We start from the raw sequence: 16,344 nt of genomic DNA, 5'->3' as shown, positions 1-16,344 counted from the left end.
GTGTGGTGAACGATCCAGTACAGCGGACCATAGTTCACTATGATGCACCCTGTCATTCAAAATATTGGATGGAATGTGTCGGACCTCGACCAGCTCACGCAGTCGCTCGCCCGCAACCTCAAGCGTTGGCGCGGCGATCGCGGCTTCACCCTCGACGCACTGGCCGCCCGTGCGGGAGTCAGCCGAGGCATGATCATCCAGATCGAGCAGGCCCGTACGAACCCGAGTGTGGGCACCACGGTGAAGCTCGCGGACGCGCTGGGCATCAGCATCACCACGCTGCTCGACTTCGAGCAGGGGCCGCAGGTCAGGGTCGTGCCCCAGGACCAGGCGGTACGTATGTGGTCCACGGAGGCGGGCAGTCACACCAAGCTGCTCGTCGGCACCGAGGCCCGCGGCCCGCTCGAACTGTGGTCCTGGCGGCTGATGCCCGGCGAGGCCAGCGCGTCGGACCCGCACCCGGAGGGCACCACCGAGCTGCTCCACGTCAGCGCGGGCGAGCTCACCCTCCTGGTGGACGGCGAGCCGCACACCGTCGCGGCTGGGGCGTCCGCGACCTTCGAGGCGAATGTTCCGCACGGTTACCGCAACGACGGCTCCGAGACGGTCGAAATGGTGATGGCCGTGTCCATTCCGCCCGCCCGTTGAGACACTCAACACGGCCGACCGGGGCGGCTGTTAGCGTGCCTGCATGCGCGCTCCCATCGGTGACTTCGACGACGCCCGACCCGCCCCCGACTGCCTGGAGCTGCTTGTCGCGCCCGTGGCGGACGCCCTGCGCGCGTGGAGCGGCGACGTACCTGCCGAGCAGCTGATCTACGTCGACACCGATCCGGAGATCGCCGACACCGCGGCCTTCGTCGAGCACTACGGCGCGGAGCTGCTCGACGCCTCGGCCAACTGCGTGGTCGTCGTCGGCAAGCGGGGCGGCGAGAGCACTTTGGCCGCCTGTGTGGTCCTCTCCAGTACCCGCGTCGATGTCAACGGCGTGGTCCGGGGACAGCTGGGCGCACGCAAGGCGTCGTTCGCCCCCAGGGACACCGCTGTCCGGGATTCGGGCATGGAGTACGGCGGCATCACCCCGATCGGCCTGCCCGGCGGCTGGCCGCTGCTCGTGGACGCCGCGGTCGTCGACGCAGACTGGGTCCTGATCGGCAGTGGCAGTCGCCGGGGCAAGCTCATCGTGCCCGGCAAGGCCTTCGCGGGCCTGCCGGGGGCCGTGGTGCTGGACGGCCTCGGGATCTGAGCCGGCCCCGTGGTCCGGGGCCGGCGAAGAGCCGGATCAGCCGAGCCGGGGGATCTCGATCGCCGGGCAGCGGTCCATGACCATGTCGAGGCCCGCCGCACGGGTCCGTTCGTACGCCGCCTCGTCGATCACTCCGAGCTGGAGCCAGACGGCCTTCGCGCCGATCGCCACCGCCTCGTCGGCGACACCGCCCGCGAGCTCACTGTTGACGAAGACATCCACCACATCGACGTCGAAGGGGATGTCCGCCAGCGAGGCGTAGCCCCGCTCCCCGTGGACCGTCTCGGCCTTGGGGTGCACGGGCACGACGCGCTTGCCGAAACGCTGCAGCACTTCGGCGACGCCGTACGCCGCCCGTGACTGGTTGCCGGACAGGCCCACCACCGCCCAGGTGTCGCCGCGTTCCGTCAGGATCCTGCGGATCGTCGCCGGGTCGCCATACATGTGCTGCCTCCAGCAGGTCGGGGTGCTCGCGCAGTGCAACGAACGGCGGCGGCCGACGATTCCCGCCCGCCCGCCGCTCCCGATCCGCTAGAAGAACACCCCGCAGCGCAGCAGGACGTTCGCGTAGGGCCGGGCCTCGCCCGTCCGCACCACGAGCCGGGCACCGGCCGACAGTGTTTTGAGCTCCTCGTGCGGGACCAGGTCCAGGCCCGGGAGCCGGACGTCGAGCAGCCGGGCCGCCGTCTGATTGGCCTCCCGTACCTCGCGCGCGGCCGTCGCGCCCTCCACCACCAGCTCGGCCAGCAGCCCGTCGAGCACTTCCGCGAACGACGGGGTGCCCGCCCGGAAGGCCAGGTCGACGACGCGCGGGCCCGCCGGTATGGGCATGCCCACATCGCAGACCAGAACCCCGTCGCCATGACCCAACTCGGCCAGCGCTCCGGCCAGATGACGGTTGAGAATGCCTGACCTCTTCACGCGGCGCCCAGCTCCTCGATCGTCGGGAAGGACTGCTGTGCGCCCTTCCCGGTGACGGCGGCGGCGCCGACCCGGACGGCGAACCCGGCGGCCGTCGTGAGGTCGTCGCCGAGGCTGAGCCGCCAGCCCAGAGCGGCGGTGAAGGCGTCACCCGCTCCGGTGGTGTCCACGGCGTCGACCCGCGGGCTCGGGACCCGTGCGCAGGTGTCCGTGCGGTCGTCGGCGACGAGCGCGCCCGCCGCGCCCAGTGTGATCACCACCGACCGCGGCCCGAGCCGGAGCAGTCCGCGCGCCCAGTCCTGCGGATCCTGCCCCGCCGACCCGCCGAGCATGAACCGGGCCTCGTGCTCGTTGACGACCAGCGGGTCACAGGCGGCGAGCACCTGCGCGGGGAGCGGCGCGGGCGGCGAGGGATTGAGCACGAGCCGGGTGCCCGCCGGCAGCGTACGCACCACCTCGGCCACGGTCTCCAGCGGGATTTCCAGCTGCACCGACACCACCCGGGCGGCGCCGAGCAGATCCCGGGCGGCCCGGATGTCCTCGGGGGTCAGCCGGGCGTTCGCGCCGGGGGAGACCACGATGCTGTTGTCGCCCGAGGGGTCCACCGTGATCAGCGCGACCCCGGTGGGCGCGCCGCCGACGAGGATCCCGTCGGTGTCCACCCCGGCCGCACGCTGGGACTCCAGCAACAGCCGCCCGTGGGCATCGTCGCCGACCCTGGCCAGCAGGGCCGTACGGGCGCCGAGCCGGGCGGCGGCGACCGCCTGGTTGGCTCCCTTGCCGCCCGGGTGGACGGCCAGGTCGGAGCCGAGCACCGTCTCACCGGGCGCCGGGCGGCGCTCGACACCGATCACCAGGTCGGCGTTGGCCGACCCTACGACCAGCAGGTCGTGGTGCTGCATGCGCGGTCTTCTTTCGCTGGAGTTCGTTGGAGTTCGTTGGATTCGCGCTGAGGGACGGAGGCGGTGCGGATCAGGAGAAGTCGGCGACGTTCTTCTTGGTGACGATCTTGACCGGCACCTTCACCGTGCTGTCGACCTTCTTGCCCTGGGCGGCCTTGACCGCGTTCCGGACGGCGATCCTGCCGAGTTCCTTCGGCTGCTGGGCCACGGACGCGTAGAGCGTGCCCGCCCCGACCGCCTTCAGACCGTCGGGGGTGCCGTCGAAACCGACCACGGACACCGGGCCGCCCGCCTTCTTGCCCAGCGCCTTGACCGCGCCGAGAGCCATCTCGTCGTTCTCGGCGAAGACGCCGGTGATGTCGGGATTGGTCTGCAGCAGATTGGTCATGACGTCCAGGCCCTTGGTGCGGTCGAAGTCCGCGGGCTGGGTGGCGACGACCTTGATACCCGGGTACGCCTTCAGGCCGTCGGCGAAGCCCTTGCCCCGCTCGCGGCTGGCGGAGGTGCCCGCGGTGCCCTGCAGAGTGACGATCTCGCCCTTGCCGCCGAGCTTCTCGGCCAGTGTCTTCGCGGCGAGCCGGCCGCCGGCCACATTGTCGGAGGCGACGAGGGTCGCGGTGTCGGCCTTGTTGACGCCGCGGTCGGCGGCGATCACCGGGATGTCCGACTTGTTGGCGGCCTGTACGGAGGGCCCCACCGCGTCGGAGTCCACCGGGTTGACGATGATCGACTTCATTCCTTCGCCGGTGAAGTTCTGAATCTGGTTGGCCTGCTGGGACGCGTCGTTCTGCGCGTCGGTGACGGTCAGGTCGACCCCCGCGGCGCCCGCCTCGGCCTGTGCGCCCTCCTTCATCTGTACGAAGAAGGGGTTGTTGAGCGTGGAGAGCGACATGCCCACCTTGGTGCTCGTACCGGAGGAGCCGGAGTTGAGGAAGGACACGCCTGCCACGACGGCCGCCACACACACCGCGGCGATGCCGAGTTTCGCCGCGTTCCGGCGCCCGGATCCGGACCCGGGCCCCGACGCGCCCGCGGCGGCGGGCGCCGATCCGCCGCCCGCGCGGCGGCGCAGGGTGTCGAGCAGGACGGCGAGCGCGATGACCACACCGATGACGACCTGCTGCCAGAAGGCGGACACGGACAGCAGGTTGAGGCCGTTGCGCAGCACGGCGAGGATCAGCGCGCCGATGAGGGTGCCGGACGCCTTGCCGACACCGCCCGCGAGGCTGGCGCCGCCGATGACGACCGCGGCGATCGCGTCCAGCTCGTACCCCTGCGCGGCCTGCGGCTGCGCGGAGACCAGACGCGATGCGAGCACGATGCCGGCGACGGCGGCGAAGAGACCGGACAGCGCGTAGATGACGAGCTTCTGCCGCTTCACGCGCAGACCGGAGAGCCTGGCCGCCTCCTCGTTGCCGCCGATCGCGTACATCGAACGGCCGATGTAGGTACGGGCCAGGATCAGGGCTGTGATCAGCCCCGTCGCGATCATCACCAGGACGGGTACCGGCAGCCAGCCGCCGAGGGTGTCGCCCAGTACGGAGACCGAGTCGGGGAAGGCGATCGGGCTGCCCTGCGAGATCACGAGCGACAGGCCGCGGGCGATCGAAAGCATGGCGAGGGTGGCTATGAACGGCGGCAGTTTGCCGTAACTCACGAGGGCGCCGTTGACGAAGCCGCAGGCGATGCCGTTGGCGACGGCGAGGATGACGGCCAGCCACACCGGCACCCCCGCGGACGTCGCCGACCAGGCCAGGACGGTCGCGGAGAGCGCGGCCACCGAGCCGACCGACAGGTCGATGCCCGCCGAGACGATGACGAAGGTGACGCCGAACGCGAGGATCGCGGTGACGGCCGCCTGCACCCCCACGTTGAGCAGGTTCTGGGTGGTCAGGAAGTCGCCGGAGAGCAGCGACATCGCCACCACCAGGACCGCGAGCGCGCTCAGCGCGCCGTTTTCGAGCAGGAAGCGGCGGACCGCCGAGGCGCCACCGGCGTCCGTGTTCTTCTTTTTCAGCGTGTCAGTGGCCACGGGGGCCCTCCACTTCGTTCACTGCGGGAGTCGTTACGGGGGCCGCGCTGACGGCGAGTGCCATCACCGCGTCCTGGGTCGCGCTCTCGGCGGGCAGTTCGCCCGCGATGCGGCCCTGCGCCATGACCAGCACGCGGTCGCTCATGCCCAGCACTTCGGGCAGGTCGCTGGAGATCATCAGGACCGCGTGCCCGGAGGCCGTCAGCTCATTGATGAGCTGGTAGATCTCGACCTTGGCGCCGACGTCGATGCCCCGGGTCGGCTCGTCGAGGATCAGCACCTTGGTGTCGGCCAGCAGCCATTTGCCGATGACGACCTTCTGCTGGTTGCCGCCGGACAGGGTGCGGACATGCTGGCCGAGGCCGGCCATCCGTACCCCCAGCTGCTCGGCGATCCGGGCGGCGGCGGTGCGCTGGCCCTTGAGGTCCACGAGCCCGCCGCGGCTCGCCGAGCGCAGCGTGACCAGGCCGAGGTTCTCCTGCACGGAGGCGTCGAGCAGCAGGCCCTGGCCCTTGCGGTCCTCGGGCACCAGGCCGATCCCGGCGCCCATCGCGGCGTTCACGTCGTGTCCGGGGAGCGGCTCGCCCTGGACCTCGATGCTGCCGGTGTCGTAGCGGTCGGCGCCGAAGACGGCGCGGGCCACCTCGGTGCGCCCGGCGCCGACGAGGCCCGCGAGGCCGACGACCTCACCGGCGCGCAGCTCGAAGCTGACGTCGTGGAAGACGCCGCCCCTGGTCAGGCCGCGTACCGAGAGCAACGGCTGCCCGGCGTCCGGGCGTTCGCGGGGGTACTGCTGCTCGATGCTGCGCCCCACCATCAGGCGTACCAGCTCGTCCTCGGGCGTGGACGCGGGGACCTGGCCGATGCTGCGCCCGTCGCGCAGCACGGTGACCCGGTCGCCGAGCGCGGCGATCTCTTCGAGGTGGTGGGTGATGAAGACGATTCCCACGCCGTCGTCGCGCAGTGTGCGCACGATGCCGAAGAGCTTGTCCACCTCCTCGGAGGTGAGGACGGCCGTCGGTTCGTCCATGATCAGGACGCGCGCGTCGAGGCTGAGCGCCTTGGCGATCTCCACCATCTGCAGCCGGGCGATGCCCAGTTCGCGCACTCTGGTGCGGGGGGAGACCCGCACGCCGACGCGGCGCAGCAGCTCCTCGGCGTCCGACTCCATCCGCCCGCGGTCGATCAGCCCGAAGCGGCGCGGCTGGCGGCCCAGGAAGATGTTCTCGGCGACCGTCAGATCGGGCACCAGGTTGAACTCCTGGTAGATGGTGGCGATGCCCAGCCGCTCGGCGTCCTGGGCGCCGTGGATGCGGACCTCGTGGCCCTCGGCGAGGATGCGCCCGCTGTCCGGGCGGTAGGCGCCGGAGAGCATCTTGATGAGGGTGCTCTTGCCCGCGCCGTTCTCACCGAGGAGCACGTGCACCTCGCCGCGGCGCAGGTCGAAGTCGACGGAGTCGAGCGCGACGACGCCGGGGAAGGTCTTGCGGACGCCTTCGATGCGCAGCAACTCGTCCGGGCTGCTCACAGGGTGCTCCTCTGGTCCGAAGCGGGCTCGCCGCAGGAACGGCGTACGACGAGGCGGGCGGGAAGGGTGACCGACTGCGGGGGACGGCCCTCGATGAGGTCGATCAGCGCCTGCACGGCGGCCCGGCCGAGGTCACCGGTCGGCTGGGCGATCGCGGTGATCGGTGGATCGGTGTGCACGAACCACGGAATGTCGTCGAAGGCGGCGAGCCCCATGTCGTGCGGGACGCGCAGGCCGTGCGAGCGGATCGCGTCCAGCGCGCCGAGCGCCATCAGGTTGTCCGCGGCGAAGACGACCTCGGGCGGCTCGTCGAGGGTGAGGAACCGCTCGGTGGCGCGCCGGCCGCTGTCGGCCTGGAAGTCGCCCTGGCCGATGTAGGCGTCGGGCAGCGGCAGCCCGTGCGCGCGCAGGGCGTCACGGAAGGCCTCGACGCGCTCGCTGCCGGTGGTGGTCGCCGCCGGGCCCGCGATGATGGCGAGCCTGCGGTGGCCCAGGCCGTACAGATGGGCGACCAGGTCTCGTACCGCGGGGCAGCCGTCGGCGCGTACGACGGGCACGTCGACGCCGGGGATCCAGCGGTCTACGAAGACCATCGGGGTGGCGCCGCGCGCGGCGTCCAGCATCAGCGGGGACGCCCCGTCGGTGGGGGAGACGAGCAGGCCGTCGATGCGGCGGTCGAGCAGGGTACGCACATGGTGGTCCTGCAGCTCGGGCCGCTCGTCGGCGTTGCCGATGATGACGCTGTAGCCGAGCGCGCGGGCCGCTTCCTCGACGGAGCGGGCCAGCTCGGTGAAGTACGGGTTGAGTACGTCGCTGATGACCAGGCCGAGGGTGCGCGTCCGGTCGGTGCGCAGTGACCGGGCGACGGCGTTGGGGCGGTAGCCGAGAACGTCGACCGCCCCGAGGACCCGGGCGCGTGCCTCGGGGCTGACGGAGGGATGGCTGTTGAGGACGCGCGAGACCGTGGCGACTGATACTCCCGCCTCGGCCGCGACATCCTTGATGCTCGCCATCGCCGGACCACCTCCTTGTGGAATCCGTGCGGCTCGATTCCAGGACCGCGTGGTCATGGAATCGATTACATCGACGATTGGAATCGATTACACGGATGCGGGCAAGACCCTGGCCGCAGAGCGAGACCGGATCGTGACGTGGTGGCGCTCAGATGAGCGCGTCGAGGGGTGTTCGGAATCCGGCCGCTTTCCGGACGTACCGGAGGCTTTGTTGTTCACGGTTGTACCGCTGTGTATCGTCCTGACTGGTGGCTTGAAGTTTCAAGTAACTGGCCACCAGCACCCCCCCCGGGCGGCCCCGCGCCCGGGTCCCGACACAGGAGAGAGCCCCTCACATGACTCCCCCCACCACGCTGCTCAGCCCGGTCACCACCGGAACGCCCCGGCGTCAGGACCCCTCCGCGCACGCCCACGATGTCGGTCTGCTCGTGCTGCGCCTGGCCCTCGGACTGGCCATGGCCGCCCACGGCTCGCAGAAGCTCTTCGGCTGGTTCGGCGGCGGCGGACTCGACGGCACCGCCCAGTTCTTCACCGCGAGCGGTTACCCCGCGGGCAAGGCGATGGCCGTCGTGGCCGGTCTCACCGAGACGTTCGGCGGGCTCGGGCTCGCCATCGGCCTGCTCACCCCGCTGGCCGGCGCGGCCGTCGTCGGCACCATGATCAACGCACTCGCCGTGTCGTGGAGCGGGAAGTTCTTCGCCCCCGAGGGAGTGGAGTACGAGGTCCTCATCATCGCCGCCGCCGCGGCCCTCACCCTGACCGGCCCCGGCGCACTCGCCGTCGACCGCTTCGTGCCGGGCCTGCGCGTCCAGCGGTTCCCGTACGGGGTCGCGGCCCTGGGGCTCGGTGTGGTGCTCGCGGGTCTGACCCTGCTGCTCCGGAAGTAGCGGCAGGAGCGTCGCCCGGGCCCCGGCGGCCCGGTGGGAACCTGCCTGGACCTGGGGCTTTCCCGCCGGGCCGCATAGGGTGGGCCGAATGCAGGAGCAGTACCGGACCGTCGCCCACCCGGGCACGCACGAAGCTGAGATCAACAGATCGCGCTTCCTGTGCTCACTCGCCCCCGCCGCGACCGAGCGTGAGGCGCAGGACTTCGTCGCCCGCGTCCGCAAGGAACACCCGACGGCCTCCCACAACTGCTTCGCGTACGTCATCGGCGCGGACGCCTCCGTGCAGAAGGCGAGCGACGACGGCGAGCCGGGCGGCACCGCGGGCGTGCCCATGCTCCAGATGCTCATGCGCCGCGAGATCCGCTACACCGTCGCCGTCGTCACCCGCTACTTCGGCGGCGTGAAACTCGGCGCGGGCGGGCTCATCAGGGCATACGGCGGAGTCGTCGGCGAGGCCCTCGACGCGCTCGGCACCCTCACCAGGCAGCGTTTCCGGCTGGCCACCGTCACCGTCGACCACCAGCGCGCGGGCAGGCTGGAGAACGACCTGCGGACGACCGGGCGGGCGGTGCGCGACGTGCGCTACGGAGCCGCCGTCACGATCGAGGTCGGCCTGCCGGAGGCGGACGTGGCACCCTTCCGTGCCTGGCTCGCCGACGCCACGGCGGGCACCGCCCTGTTCGAGCTGGGCGGAGAGGCGTACGGCGACGCGTGAGGACACGTGCGGCGGCCCGGGACCGGGCGGGCGCCGTACGCGGCCCGGCCGTGACGCGGGTGGGCGCCGTCGACGGGTCGATCGGCGTGGGGCCTCCTAGGCTGGGCACTCGGGCACGCACTGGTGGTTCCGTCGATGTGTTGGAGGACCCATGGCCGTTCGGCATCAGCTGATCCGTAGCACTCCCGAAGCCGTGTGGGAGGTCCTGGCCGACGGTTCGCGTTACGCGGACTGGGTGGTCGCCACCTCGCACACCCGGCCCAAGGGGAGCGACTGGCCGCAGGTCGGCGCCTCGATCGAGTACACGGTGCGCCTCGGGCCGTGGAAGGCGAAGGGGGAGACGACCGTCCGCCTCAGCGAACGGCCCCGGGTGCTCGAACTGGAGGCCGACAGCGGACCGCTGGGCACCGCCAGGATCGCCATCGAGATCCGCCCCTGGGGAGAGCACACCCTGGTCATCGTCGACGAGCACCCGTTGCGCGGACTGGGCGGCGCGCTGCACAACTCGGCGGTGGACGCCATGCTGCAACTGCGCCACCGCAGCATGCTCGCGCGCCTCGCCAAGGTCGTCGAGAACTCCCCACGGCGGCAGGCGGGGCTGCCGTCCTGAGACCCGCGGACGTCCTGGGGGCTTGCCCCGACCCCCCGGGGCAGCCGCCCCGCGCGACCCCGGGCGCCCCCCGGCCGCGGCAGTGACCTCTCCGCCCTCTCTTCACGCCCCGCCGGCCACCGCCTCCCCGGCGCTGCCGCCCGGCGAAGATTGAGGTCTGTGGTGGATGAGGTGCCGCGCGGCGATAGCGTGGTCCGTGGTGACAACCGGGCCCCGAGCCGATCTACTGCGGGCCCCAGGGGTGGAGAAGGGGAAACATGCAGGTCGGAGCCGTATCTTGAGGATTTTGCACACATCCGACTGGCATCTGGGACGGTCCTTCCACCGAGTGGGTCTGCTGGACGCCCAGTCCGCGTTCCTCGACCACCTGGTGACGACGGTGCGCGAGCGGGACGTCGACGCCGTGCTGGTCGCGGGGGACGTGTACGACCGGGCCGTGCCGCCGCTCTCCGCCGTCGCACTCTTCGACCGGGCGCTGCACCGGCTCGCCGACGCGGGTGTACCGACCGTCATGATCTCCGGGAACCACGACTCGGCACGCAGGCTCGGCGTCGGCGCCGGCCTCATCCAACGGGCCGGAATCCACCTGCTCACCGACCCGGCCGCCTGCGCCACCCCCGTCGTGCTCGGCGACGCGCACGGCGAAGTGGCCTTCTACGGGCTGCCGTACCTGGAACCGGCCCTGGTGCGCGAGGAATTCAAGGCCGCCAAGGCGGGGCACGAAGCCGTGATCGGGGCGGCCATGGAGCGCGTGCGCACCGACCTCGCCGGGCGCCCCGACGGCACCAGGTCCGTCGTCCTCGCCCATGCCTTCGTCGCGGGCGGCGAGCCGAGCGACAGCGAGCGGGACATCACCATCGGTGGCGTCGCCGCCGTCCCCGCCGGAGTGTTCGACGGCGTCGACTACGTCGCCCTGGGCCACCTGCACGGCGCGCAGGCCGTCACCGACCGGGTGCGTTACTCGGGCTCACCGCTCGCCTACTCCTTCTCCGAAGCCACCCACCGCAAGACGATGTGGCTGATCGACCTCGGACCCGGAGGGGAGATCGGCGCGGAGCGCATCGACTGTCCGGTGCCCAGGCCCGTCGCCCGGATCCGTGGCCGCGTCGAGGAACTGCTGGCCGACCCGGCGCTGGAGCGGCACGAGGACTCCTGGATCGAGGCGACACTGACCGACCCCGCCCGCCCCGCCGATCCCATGGCTCGGCTCTGCGCCCGCTTCCCGCACACCATCAGCCTCGTCTTCGATCCCGAGCGGGCCGCCGACGACCCCTCCGCCTCCTACGCCCAGCGGCTCAAGGGGCGCACCGATCAGCAGATCGCGGACGACTTCGTCGCCCATGTGCGCGGCGGCACCGGCCCCGACGAACGGGAGCGCACCGTCCTGCACGACGCCTTCGACGACGTACGGGTGGACACCGCGCTCACCCAGGACCTGGCGCACGAGGTGGCTCGGTGAGACTGCACCAGCTGCGCATCACGGCCTTCGGCCCCTTCGGCGCCACCCAGCAGGTCGACTTCGACGCGCTCAGCTCCGCCGGCCTCTTCCTGCTGCACGGCCCGACCGGGGCGGGGAAGACCTCCGTCCTCGACGCGGTCTGCTACGCGCTGTACGGCGCGGTCCCCGGCGCCCGGCAGAGCCCGGGGGCCGCACTGCGCAGCGACCACGCCGAGTCGGGAGTGGCCACCGAGGTGTGCCTCGAACTGACCGTCGGCGGGCGGCGGTTGGAGATCACCCGACGCCCCGCCCAGGACCGGCCCAAGAAGGGCGGGCGCGCGGGCACGACGACCGACAAGGCGCAGAGCTGGCTGCGCGAGTACGACACCGCCACCGGCTGGCAGGCGCTGAGCCGCTCCCACCAGGAGATCGGCGAGGAGATCGGGCAGCTCCTCGGCATGAACAGGGAGCAGTTCTGCCAGGTGGTGCTGTTGCCCCAGGGCGACTTCGCCCGCTTCCTGCGGGCCGACGCGGAGGCCCGCGGCAAGTTGCTCGGCCGACTCTTCGACACCCGCCGCTTCGCCGCCGTCGAAGACCGGCTGGCCGAGCAGCGGCGCTCCGCCGAGCAGCAGGTGCGCACCGGCGACGAGCGGCTGCTCGCCCTCGCCCAGCGCATGGCGCAGGCCGCCGGAGACAGCGCCGACGCGCGCGACCGGCCGCTGCCCGCGCCGCAGCCCGGCGCCCCCGGGCTCGCCGAGGCCGTGCGGGAATGGGCCGCCGTCGCACGCTGCGGCGCCTTCGAGCGCCTCGACATCGCGGAGTCGGCGGTGGCCGGCGCCGAGAGCCGCCGGGCCGCCGCCCGCCTGGCACTGGAGGAAGAGCGCGAACTGGCCGCCCTCCAGCAGCGGTACGCCGACGCGTACCGGCGCGCCGACCTCCTCGAAGCCGGGCGCCCCGACCACGAGCGGCTGCGCGCCCGCCGGGACCGGGCGGGCAAGGCCGACCGGGTCGCCCCCGCCCTGGCGCTGCGCGACGACTCCGAGCGCGAGCACCACACGGCGAGCGCGACCCGTGAGCGCTCCAGGAACGCCCTCCCGCCGGACCTCGCGGACGCCGGGGCCGAACAGCTCGCCGGACTCGAACGCAAGCTGCGCCAAGACCTCGGCGCCCTCGAAGCCGCCCGCAGGGCCGAGCGGCGCAGCGAGGAGATCGGCCGGGAGCGCACCGACCTGGAGCGGCACGCGCGCGCCGACGAGGACCTGCTCAGGGACGCCGCGGACTGGCTGGCCGGCTGGGCCGTGACCCGGCAGCGCGGTCAGGAGCGCATCGAGGCGGCCCAGGACGCCGTGACCCGCGCCGAGCACCTCGCGGGCCGGCTCGAACCGGCCCGCCACCGGCTCGACGCGGCCCGCGAGCGCGACGCGCTCGACAAGAAGGTGGTCACCGCCGAGGACCGGCTGCGCGCGGCCCGCGAACGGGCGGCCGGCGCGCACGAAACCTGGCTCGACCTCAAGGAGCGCCGACTGCGCGGTATCGCGGCCGAGTTGGCGGCCGGACTGCGGGACGGCGAACCCTGCGCGGTCTGCGGCGCGGCCGAGCACCCCGCGCCCGCCAGGGCCGGGGCCGGCCACGTGGACCGTACCGCGGAGGAGGCGGCGTACACGGAGCACACCCGCTGTGAGGGTGCGCGCGCCGATGCGGAGCGCGCGCTCGCCGTCGTCCGGGAGGAGTGCGCGGCAGCCAGGGCCGAGGCCGGCGGCTCCACGGTGCACGAACTGACCCTGATCGCCGATGAGTTGACGCGGGAGCACGGAGCGGCCCATGCGCTCGCCGCGGACACGCACGCGGCGCGTGAGGCGCTGGTGCGCGCCGAGCGTGAGCACGCGGGGCGCGTCGACGCCCAGCAGCAGGCCGAGCGGCGCACCGCCGCCCGCACCTCGCAGCGCGAAGCACTCGACCGCGAACAGGTATCCCTGGAAGCCGAGTTGACCCGGGCCCGCGGTGGGACGGGCAGCGTCGCCGAACACGCCGCCCTGCTGGAGCGCCGGGTCCGGCTGCTCGGCGAAGCGGCGGAGGCCGTGCGGGGGGTCGAAGCCACCGCGCGGCGCCTCAAGGAGGCCGACGACCGGCTCGCCGACGCCGCGTTCAGGGCCGGGTTCGACACCCCGCGCGCCGCCGCCGACGCGCTGCTCGACGACGCGGCGCTGCGCGACCTCCAGCACCGGATCGACACCTGGCAGAACGAACAGGCAGCGGTGGCCGACCGGCTGGCCGAGCCGCGGACCGCCGCCGCCGCCGAGCGGCCCGAGGCCGCGCCGCAGCGGGCCCAGGTGGTCTTCGACGCCGTCGAGCGCGGGCTGCTCGACGCCACATCGGCCCTCGACGCCGCCCGGGAGCGCCGCACGGCACTCACCTCGCTCTCCCTGCAGGTCGCGGAAGAGACCCGCGGGATCGGCCCGCTGCGCGAGCGGTACGAGCGGGTCGCGCGGCTCGCCTCGCTCACCGCGGGCACCTCGACGGACAACGAACGCAGGATGCGGCTGGAGTCGTACGTCCTGGCGGCCCGCCTGGAGCAGGTAGCGGCAGCCGCGACCGAGCGGCTGCGGCGCATGTCGTCGGGCCGCTACACCCTGGTCCACTCCGACGCCAGAGCGGGCGGGCGCGGCCGGTCCGGGCTGGGCCTGCACGTCGTCGACGCGTGGACGGGCAGCGAGCGCGACACCGCGACGCTCTCCGGCGGCGAGACCTTCTTCGCCTCCCTCGCCCTCGCGCTCGGCCTCGCCGACGTGGTCACCGACGAGGCCGGCGGCGTACGCCTGGACACCCTCTTCATCGACGAGGGCTTCGGCAGCCTCGACGAGCAGACCCTGGACGAGGTGCTCGACGTACTGGACTCGCTGCGGGAGCGGGACCGTGCCGTCGGCATCGTCAGCCACGTGGCCGATCTGCGGCGTCGCGTCACCACACAGCTGGAGGTCGTCAAGGACCGGCACGGATCGGTGGTGCTGCACCACGCGGCGGGGTCAGCGGCTGACCGCGCGCCGGGGCAGCGGTGAGGAGTACACCACGCTCGTGGTGACCGAGCCGAGTGCGCCGAACCGGCCGGACACCTGCTCCAGGTGCCGCATCGAACGGGTCGCGACCTTGACGACGAAGCAGTCGTCGCCCGTGACGTGATGCGCTTCGAGTACCTCGGGTGTCGACTCCAGCAGGTCGTGGAACGGCTTGTAGTTGCCGTGCGGATACCGCAGCTGTACGAACGCCAGGATGGGCAGCCCGAGCCGGTCGTGGTCGACGATGGCCGTATATCCCGATATCACCCCGGCCTCCTCCAGCCGCCGCACCCGCTCGGTCACGGCGCTCGCGGACATGGAGACGGCGCGGGCCAGCTCGGCGAAGCTGGCCCTGCCCTCGGCCTGCAGGGCTTCCAGGATGCGCCAGTCGGTGGCGTCCGGTGAATATCCGGTCATGCCCGAAGACAACAGGGAATTCAACGGCAGATCAAGAGAAGGTCCGGGAGATCTCACTTCACCGGGATGATCGCTGGACGTAAATTTCGGGCCATGAAGACGACACAGCCGACCGGCTCCCGTGCCCCGCTCTCCACCAACGCCGTGCTCCGCGTGCCGCCGGCCTCCTCGGCCGCCGCCGCGTACTTCGGCGCCGCCCTCGCCTTCCACGCCGATGTGTCGGACGTCGCCGCGGTCCTCGTCGGCGGCGGGGCCCCCGGCTTCGTCGTGGTCGACTCCCGCTCCACCGAGTCCTGGGCCCAGGGACACGTGCCCGGCGCCCTCCACTTGCCGACGGCGCTGATCCCCGAGCAGGCGGAGAAGCTCCTGGACAAGGCCGTCCCGGTCGTCACGTACTGCTGGGGGCCCGGCTGCAACGGCGGCGCCCGCGCCGCGCTGGCCCTCGCCGAACTCGGCTACCAGGTAAAGGAGATGCTCGGCGGCATCGAGTACTGGATACGCGAGGGCTTCGAGGTCGAGACGCAGGAGGGCCGCGAGCGCCGCGACGCCGACCCGCTGACGGCGACCATCGGCGCCGACAACTGCGGCTGCTGAGAAGGCGGTTGGCGTACGACGAACCGGTCCGGCCCAGCGCGCGGTCGGCGGCGGACGAGGCCGGCCGGGCAATCAGCTCCGAGTACGGTCGCCGGCCCGCGTGAGCGCGTCGAAGAGGAGGGTGGCGTCCGCCCCGGCGGGCAGGCCGCTCACCGAGCCGTCCCCCACCTCCACCACCCGCCACCTGCCGTCCTCACGCAGCGCGAGATCCGTCGTCACCCAGCGGCAGCCCAGCGCCCGCACGGCGGGGCGTATCGCCGTGAGGTCCGGGACGGGCACCCGGCCGGGAGTGTCGGGGTGGGCGGTGGTCAGGACGGGCTCGCCGTCGACCCACCAGACGCGGGCCTCCCCGCCCGGCACGAACGACTCGTACGCCCGGATCACCAGGCCGCCCGCGAGCGAGTCCTCCTGCAACTCGAAGAAGCGCCGCACCACTGCCGTGAGCCGGGCCGCATCACCGAGCGAGGGCACGAAGCAGGCCTCGTCCCACTCGTGCTTGCGGGACTTCACGAAGTCCTTGACGACGGCCGGACCCGCGCCCAGCGGAGCGGCCATCCTGACGAGTTCGGCGGTGGACGGGGCCGCGCCGGGCGCCAGTGCGCGCCACACGCTGAGCGGAGTGAGATCCGCGAAGAGCCCGTACCAGCCGGGGAGTTCATGGGCGCGGCCGAACAGGTCCGGAGCGGTGAGCAGGGCGCAGCCGCGCTCCCGCAGCCCACTGGCCAGCGCCTCGTATCCGAGTACCGGGACCATCCAGCCCCGATACCAGTACGGGCCCGAGTCGCGCGGCACCCGGCGGAGCGCCAGTGCGGTGTCACCCGCGATGAGCGCGTCATGATCGACCAGCGTGACGTCCGCACCGGACCGTCTCGCGCCGGCCGCCTCATCGGCGAACGCCGGATCGGTCCGGCTCGGCCTGAGCGGATCGGAGGAGAAGAGATAACCGACAGCCAAGAGGTGCCCCCGTAGAAAAGTCGTGGTCGGTGCG

Annotated in this window: 16 protein-coding genes; 8 read left to right on the top strand and 8 right to left on the bottom strand. The window is 72.4% G+C overall.

What is annotated here, in order from left to right:
- Positions 1-75: 75 nt before the first annotated feature.
- Both ACLLJJ_RS04025 and ACLLJJ_RS04020 read left to right on the top strand, forming a co-directional pair.
- Positions 76-648, top strand: coding sequence for a helix-turn-helix domain-containing protein (locus tag ACLLJJ_RS04025; RefSeq protein WP_434587877.1), 573 nt, complete (start codon positions 76-78; stop codon positions 646-648).
- Positions 649-691: 43 nt separating this feature from the next.
- Positions 692-1,246: a YbaK/EbsC family protein gene (locus tag ACLLJJ_RS04020; RefSeq protein WP_434587876.1), complete on the top strand. Its 555-nt coding sequence runs from the start codon at positions 692-694 to the stop codon at positions 1,244-1,246.
- Positions 1,247-1,282: 36 nt separating this feature from the next.
- Here the strand turns inward: ACLLJJ_RS04020 and ACLLJJ_RS04015 are convergent, their stop codons facing one another.
- The 6 genes from ACLLJJ_RS04015 to ACLLJJ_RS03990 all read right to left on the bottom strand — a co-directional run bounded on the left by ACLLJJ_RS04015 (position 1,283) and on the right by ACLLJJ_RS03990 (position 7,642).
- A complete protein-coding gene (locus ACLLJJ_RS04015; protein WP_434587875.1) occupies positions 1,283-1,690 on the bottom strand; it encodes a CoA-binding protein in 408 nt (135 codons plus the stop codon).
- 87 nt (positions 1,691-1,777) lie between these two features.
- Entirely contained in the window at positions 1,778-2,167 is a 390-nt protein-coding gene (gene rbsD / locus ACLLJJ_RS04010) for a D-ribose pyranase (protein ID WP_434587874.1), read from the bottom strand.
- Positions 2,164-3,069 (bottom strand): ribokinase, encoded by a 906-nt coding sequence (locus ACLLJJ_RS04005; protein ID WP_434587873.1) that lies wholly within the window; start codon positions 3,067-3,069, stop codon positions 2,164-2,166. Before ACLLJJ_RS04005 ends, rbsD begins: the two co-directional genes overlap by 4 nt.
- A gap of 70 nt (positions 3,070-3,139) precedes the next feature.
- Entirely contained in the window at positions 3,140-5,101 is a 1,962-nt protein-coding gene (locus ACLLJJ_RS04000) for an ABC transporter permease/substrate-binding protein (protein ID WP_434587872.1), read from the bottom strand.
- Positions 5,091-6,629 carry a sugar ABC transporter ATP-binding protein gene (locus ACLLJJ_RS03995; protein ID WP_434587871.1) on the bottom strand — a complete coding sequence of 513 codons (1,539 nt, stop codon included), beginning with the start codon at positions 6,627-6,629 and terminating at the stop codon, positions 5,091-5,093. Before ACLLJJ_RS03995 ends, ACLLJJ_RS04000 begins: the two co-directional genes overlap by 11 nt.
- The gene (locus ACLLJJ_RS03990; RefSeq protein ID WP_434587870.1) at positions 6,626-7,642 is read right to left on the bottom strand and encodes a LacI family DNA-binding transcriptional regulator; all 1,017 of its coding nucleotides are present in this window, start codon (positions 7,640-7,642) and stop codon (positions 6,626-6,628) included. The genes ACLLJJ_RS03995 and ACLLJJ_RS03990 overlap by 4 nt, the downstream gene beginning before the upstream one ends.
- Before the next feature lie 335 nt (positions 7,643-7,977).
- Here ACLLJJ_RS03990 and ACLLJJ_RS03985 point away from each other — a divergent pair, with 335 nt between their 5' ends.
- The 5 genes from ACLLJJ_RS03985 to ACLLJJ_RS03965 all read left to right on the top strand — a co-directional run bounded on the left by ACLLJJ_RS03985 (position 7,978) and on the right by ACLLJJ_RS03965 (position 14,348).
- The gene (locus ACLLJJ_RS03985; RefSeq protein WP_434587869.1) at positions 7,978-8,529 is read left to right on the top strand and encodes a DoxX family protein; all 552 of its coding nucleotides are present in this window, start codon (positions 7,978-7,980) and stop codon (positions 8,527-8,529) included.
- Positions 8,530-8,617: 88 nt separating this feature from the next.
- Complete coding sequence (locus ACLLJJ_RS03980) at positions 8,618-9,244, top strand: YigZ family protein (protein ID WP_434587868.1); 627 nt, start codon at positions 8,618-8,620, stop codon at positions 9,242-9,244.
- A 151-nt stretch (positions 9,245-9,395) separates the two neighbouring features.
- The gene (locus tag ACLLJJ_RS03975; protein ID WP_434587867.1) at positions 9,396-9,854 is read left to right on the top strand and encodes an SRPBCC family protein; all 459 of its coding nucleotides are present in this window, start codon (positions 9,396-9,398) and stop codon (positions 9,852-9,854) included.
- Positions 9,855-10,131: 277 nt separating this feature from the next.
- Entirely contained in the window at positions 10,132-11,313 is a 1,182-nt protein-coding gene (locus tag ACLLJJ_RS03970; protein ID WP_434587866.1) for an exonuclease SbcCD subunit D, read from the top strand.
- Positions 11,310-14,348, top strand: coding sequence for an AAA family ATPase (locus ACLLJJ_RS03965; protein WP_434587865.1), 3,039 nt, complete (start codon positions 11,310-11,312; stop codon positions 14,346-14,348). Before ACLLJJ_RS03970 ends, ACLLJJ_RS03965 begins: the two co-directional genes overlap by 4 nt.
- On the opposite strand, the gene ACLLJJ_RS03960 is transcribed toward ACLLJJ_RS03965, so the two are convergent.
- Entirely contained in the window at positions 14,316-14,762 is a 447-nt protein-coding gene (locus tag ACLLJJ_RS03960; RefSeq protein ID WP_434587864.1) for an Lrp/AsnC family transcriptional regulator, read from the bottom strand. The genes ACLLJJ_RS03965 and ACLLJJ_RS03960 overlap by 33 nt on opposite strands.
- A 93-nt stretch (positions 14,763-14,855) precedes the next feature.
- On the opposite strand from ACLLJJ_RS03960, the gene ACLLJJ_RS03955 reads away from it, so the two are divergent.
- Positions 14,856-15,356, top strand: coding sequence for a rhodanese-like domain-containing protein (locus ACLLJJ_RS03955; RefSeq protein ID WP_434587863.1), 501 nt, complete (start codon positions 14,856-14,858; stop codon positions 15,354-15,356).
- A 72-nt stretch (positions 15,357-15,428) separates the two neighbouring features.
- Here ACLLJJ_RS03955 and ACLLJJ_RS03950 read toward each other — a convergent pair whose 3' ends face one another.
- Positions 15,429-16,310, bottom strand: a complete 882-nt coding sequence (locus tag ACLLJJ_RS03950) for an ATP-grasp domain-containing protein (protein WP_434587862.1) — start codon at positions 16,308-16,310, stop codon at positions 15,429-15,431.
- Positions 16,311-16,344: the final 34 nt, after the last annotated feature.

This window comes from Streptomyces sp. A5-4 (genome assembly GCF_051131715.1).
Classification (GTDB): Bacteria; Actinomycetota; Actinomycetes; order Streptomycetales; family Streptomycetaceae; genus Streptomyces.
This window is presented reverse-complemented; position numbering and strand designations above follow the sequence as displayed.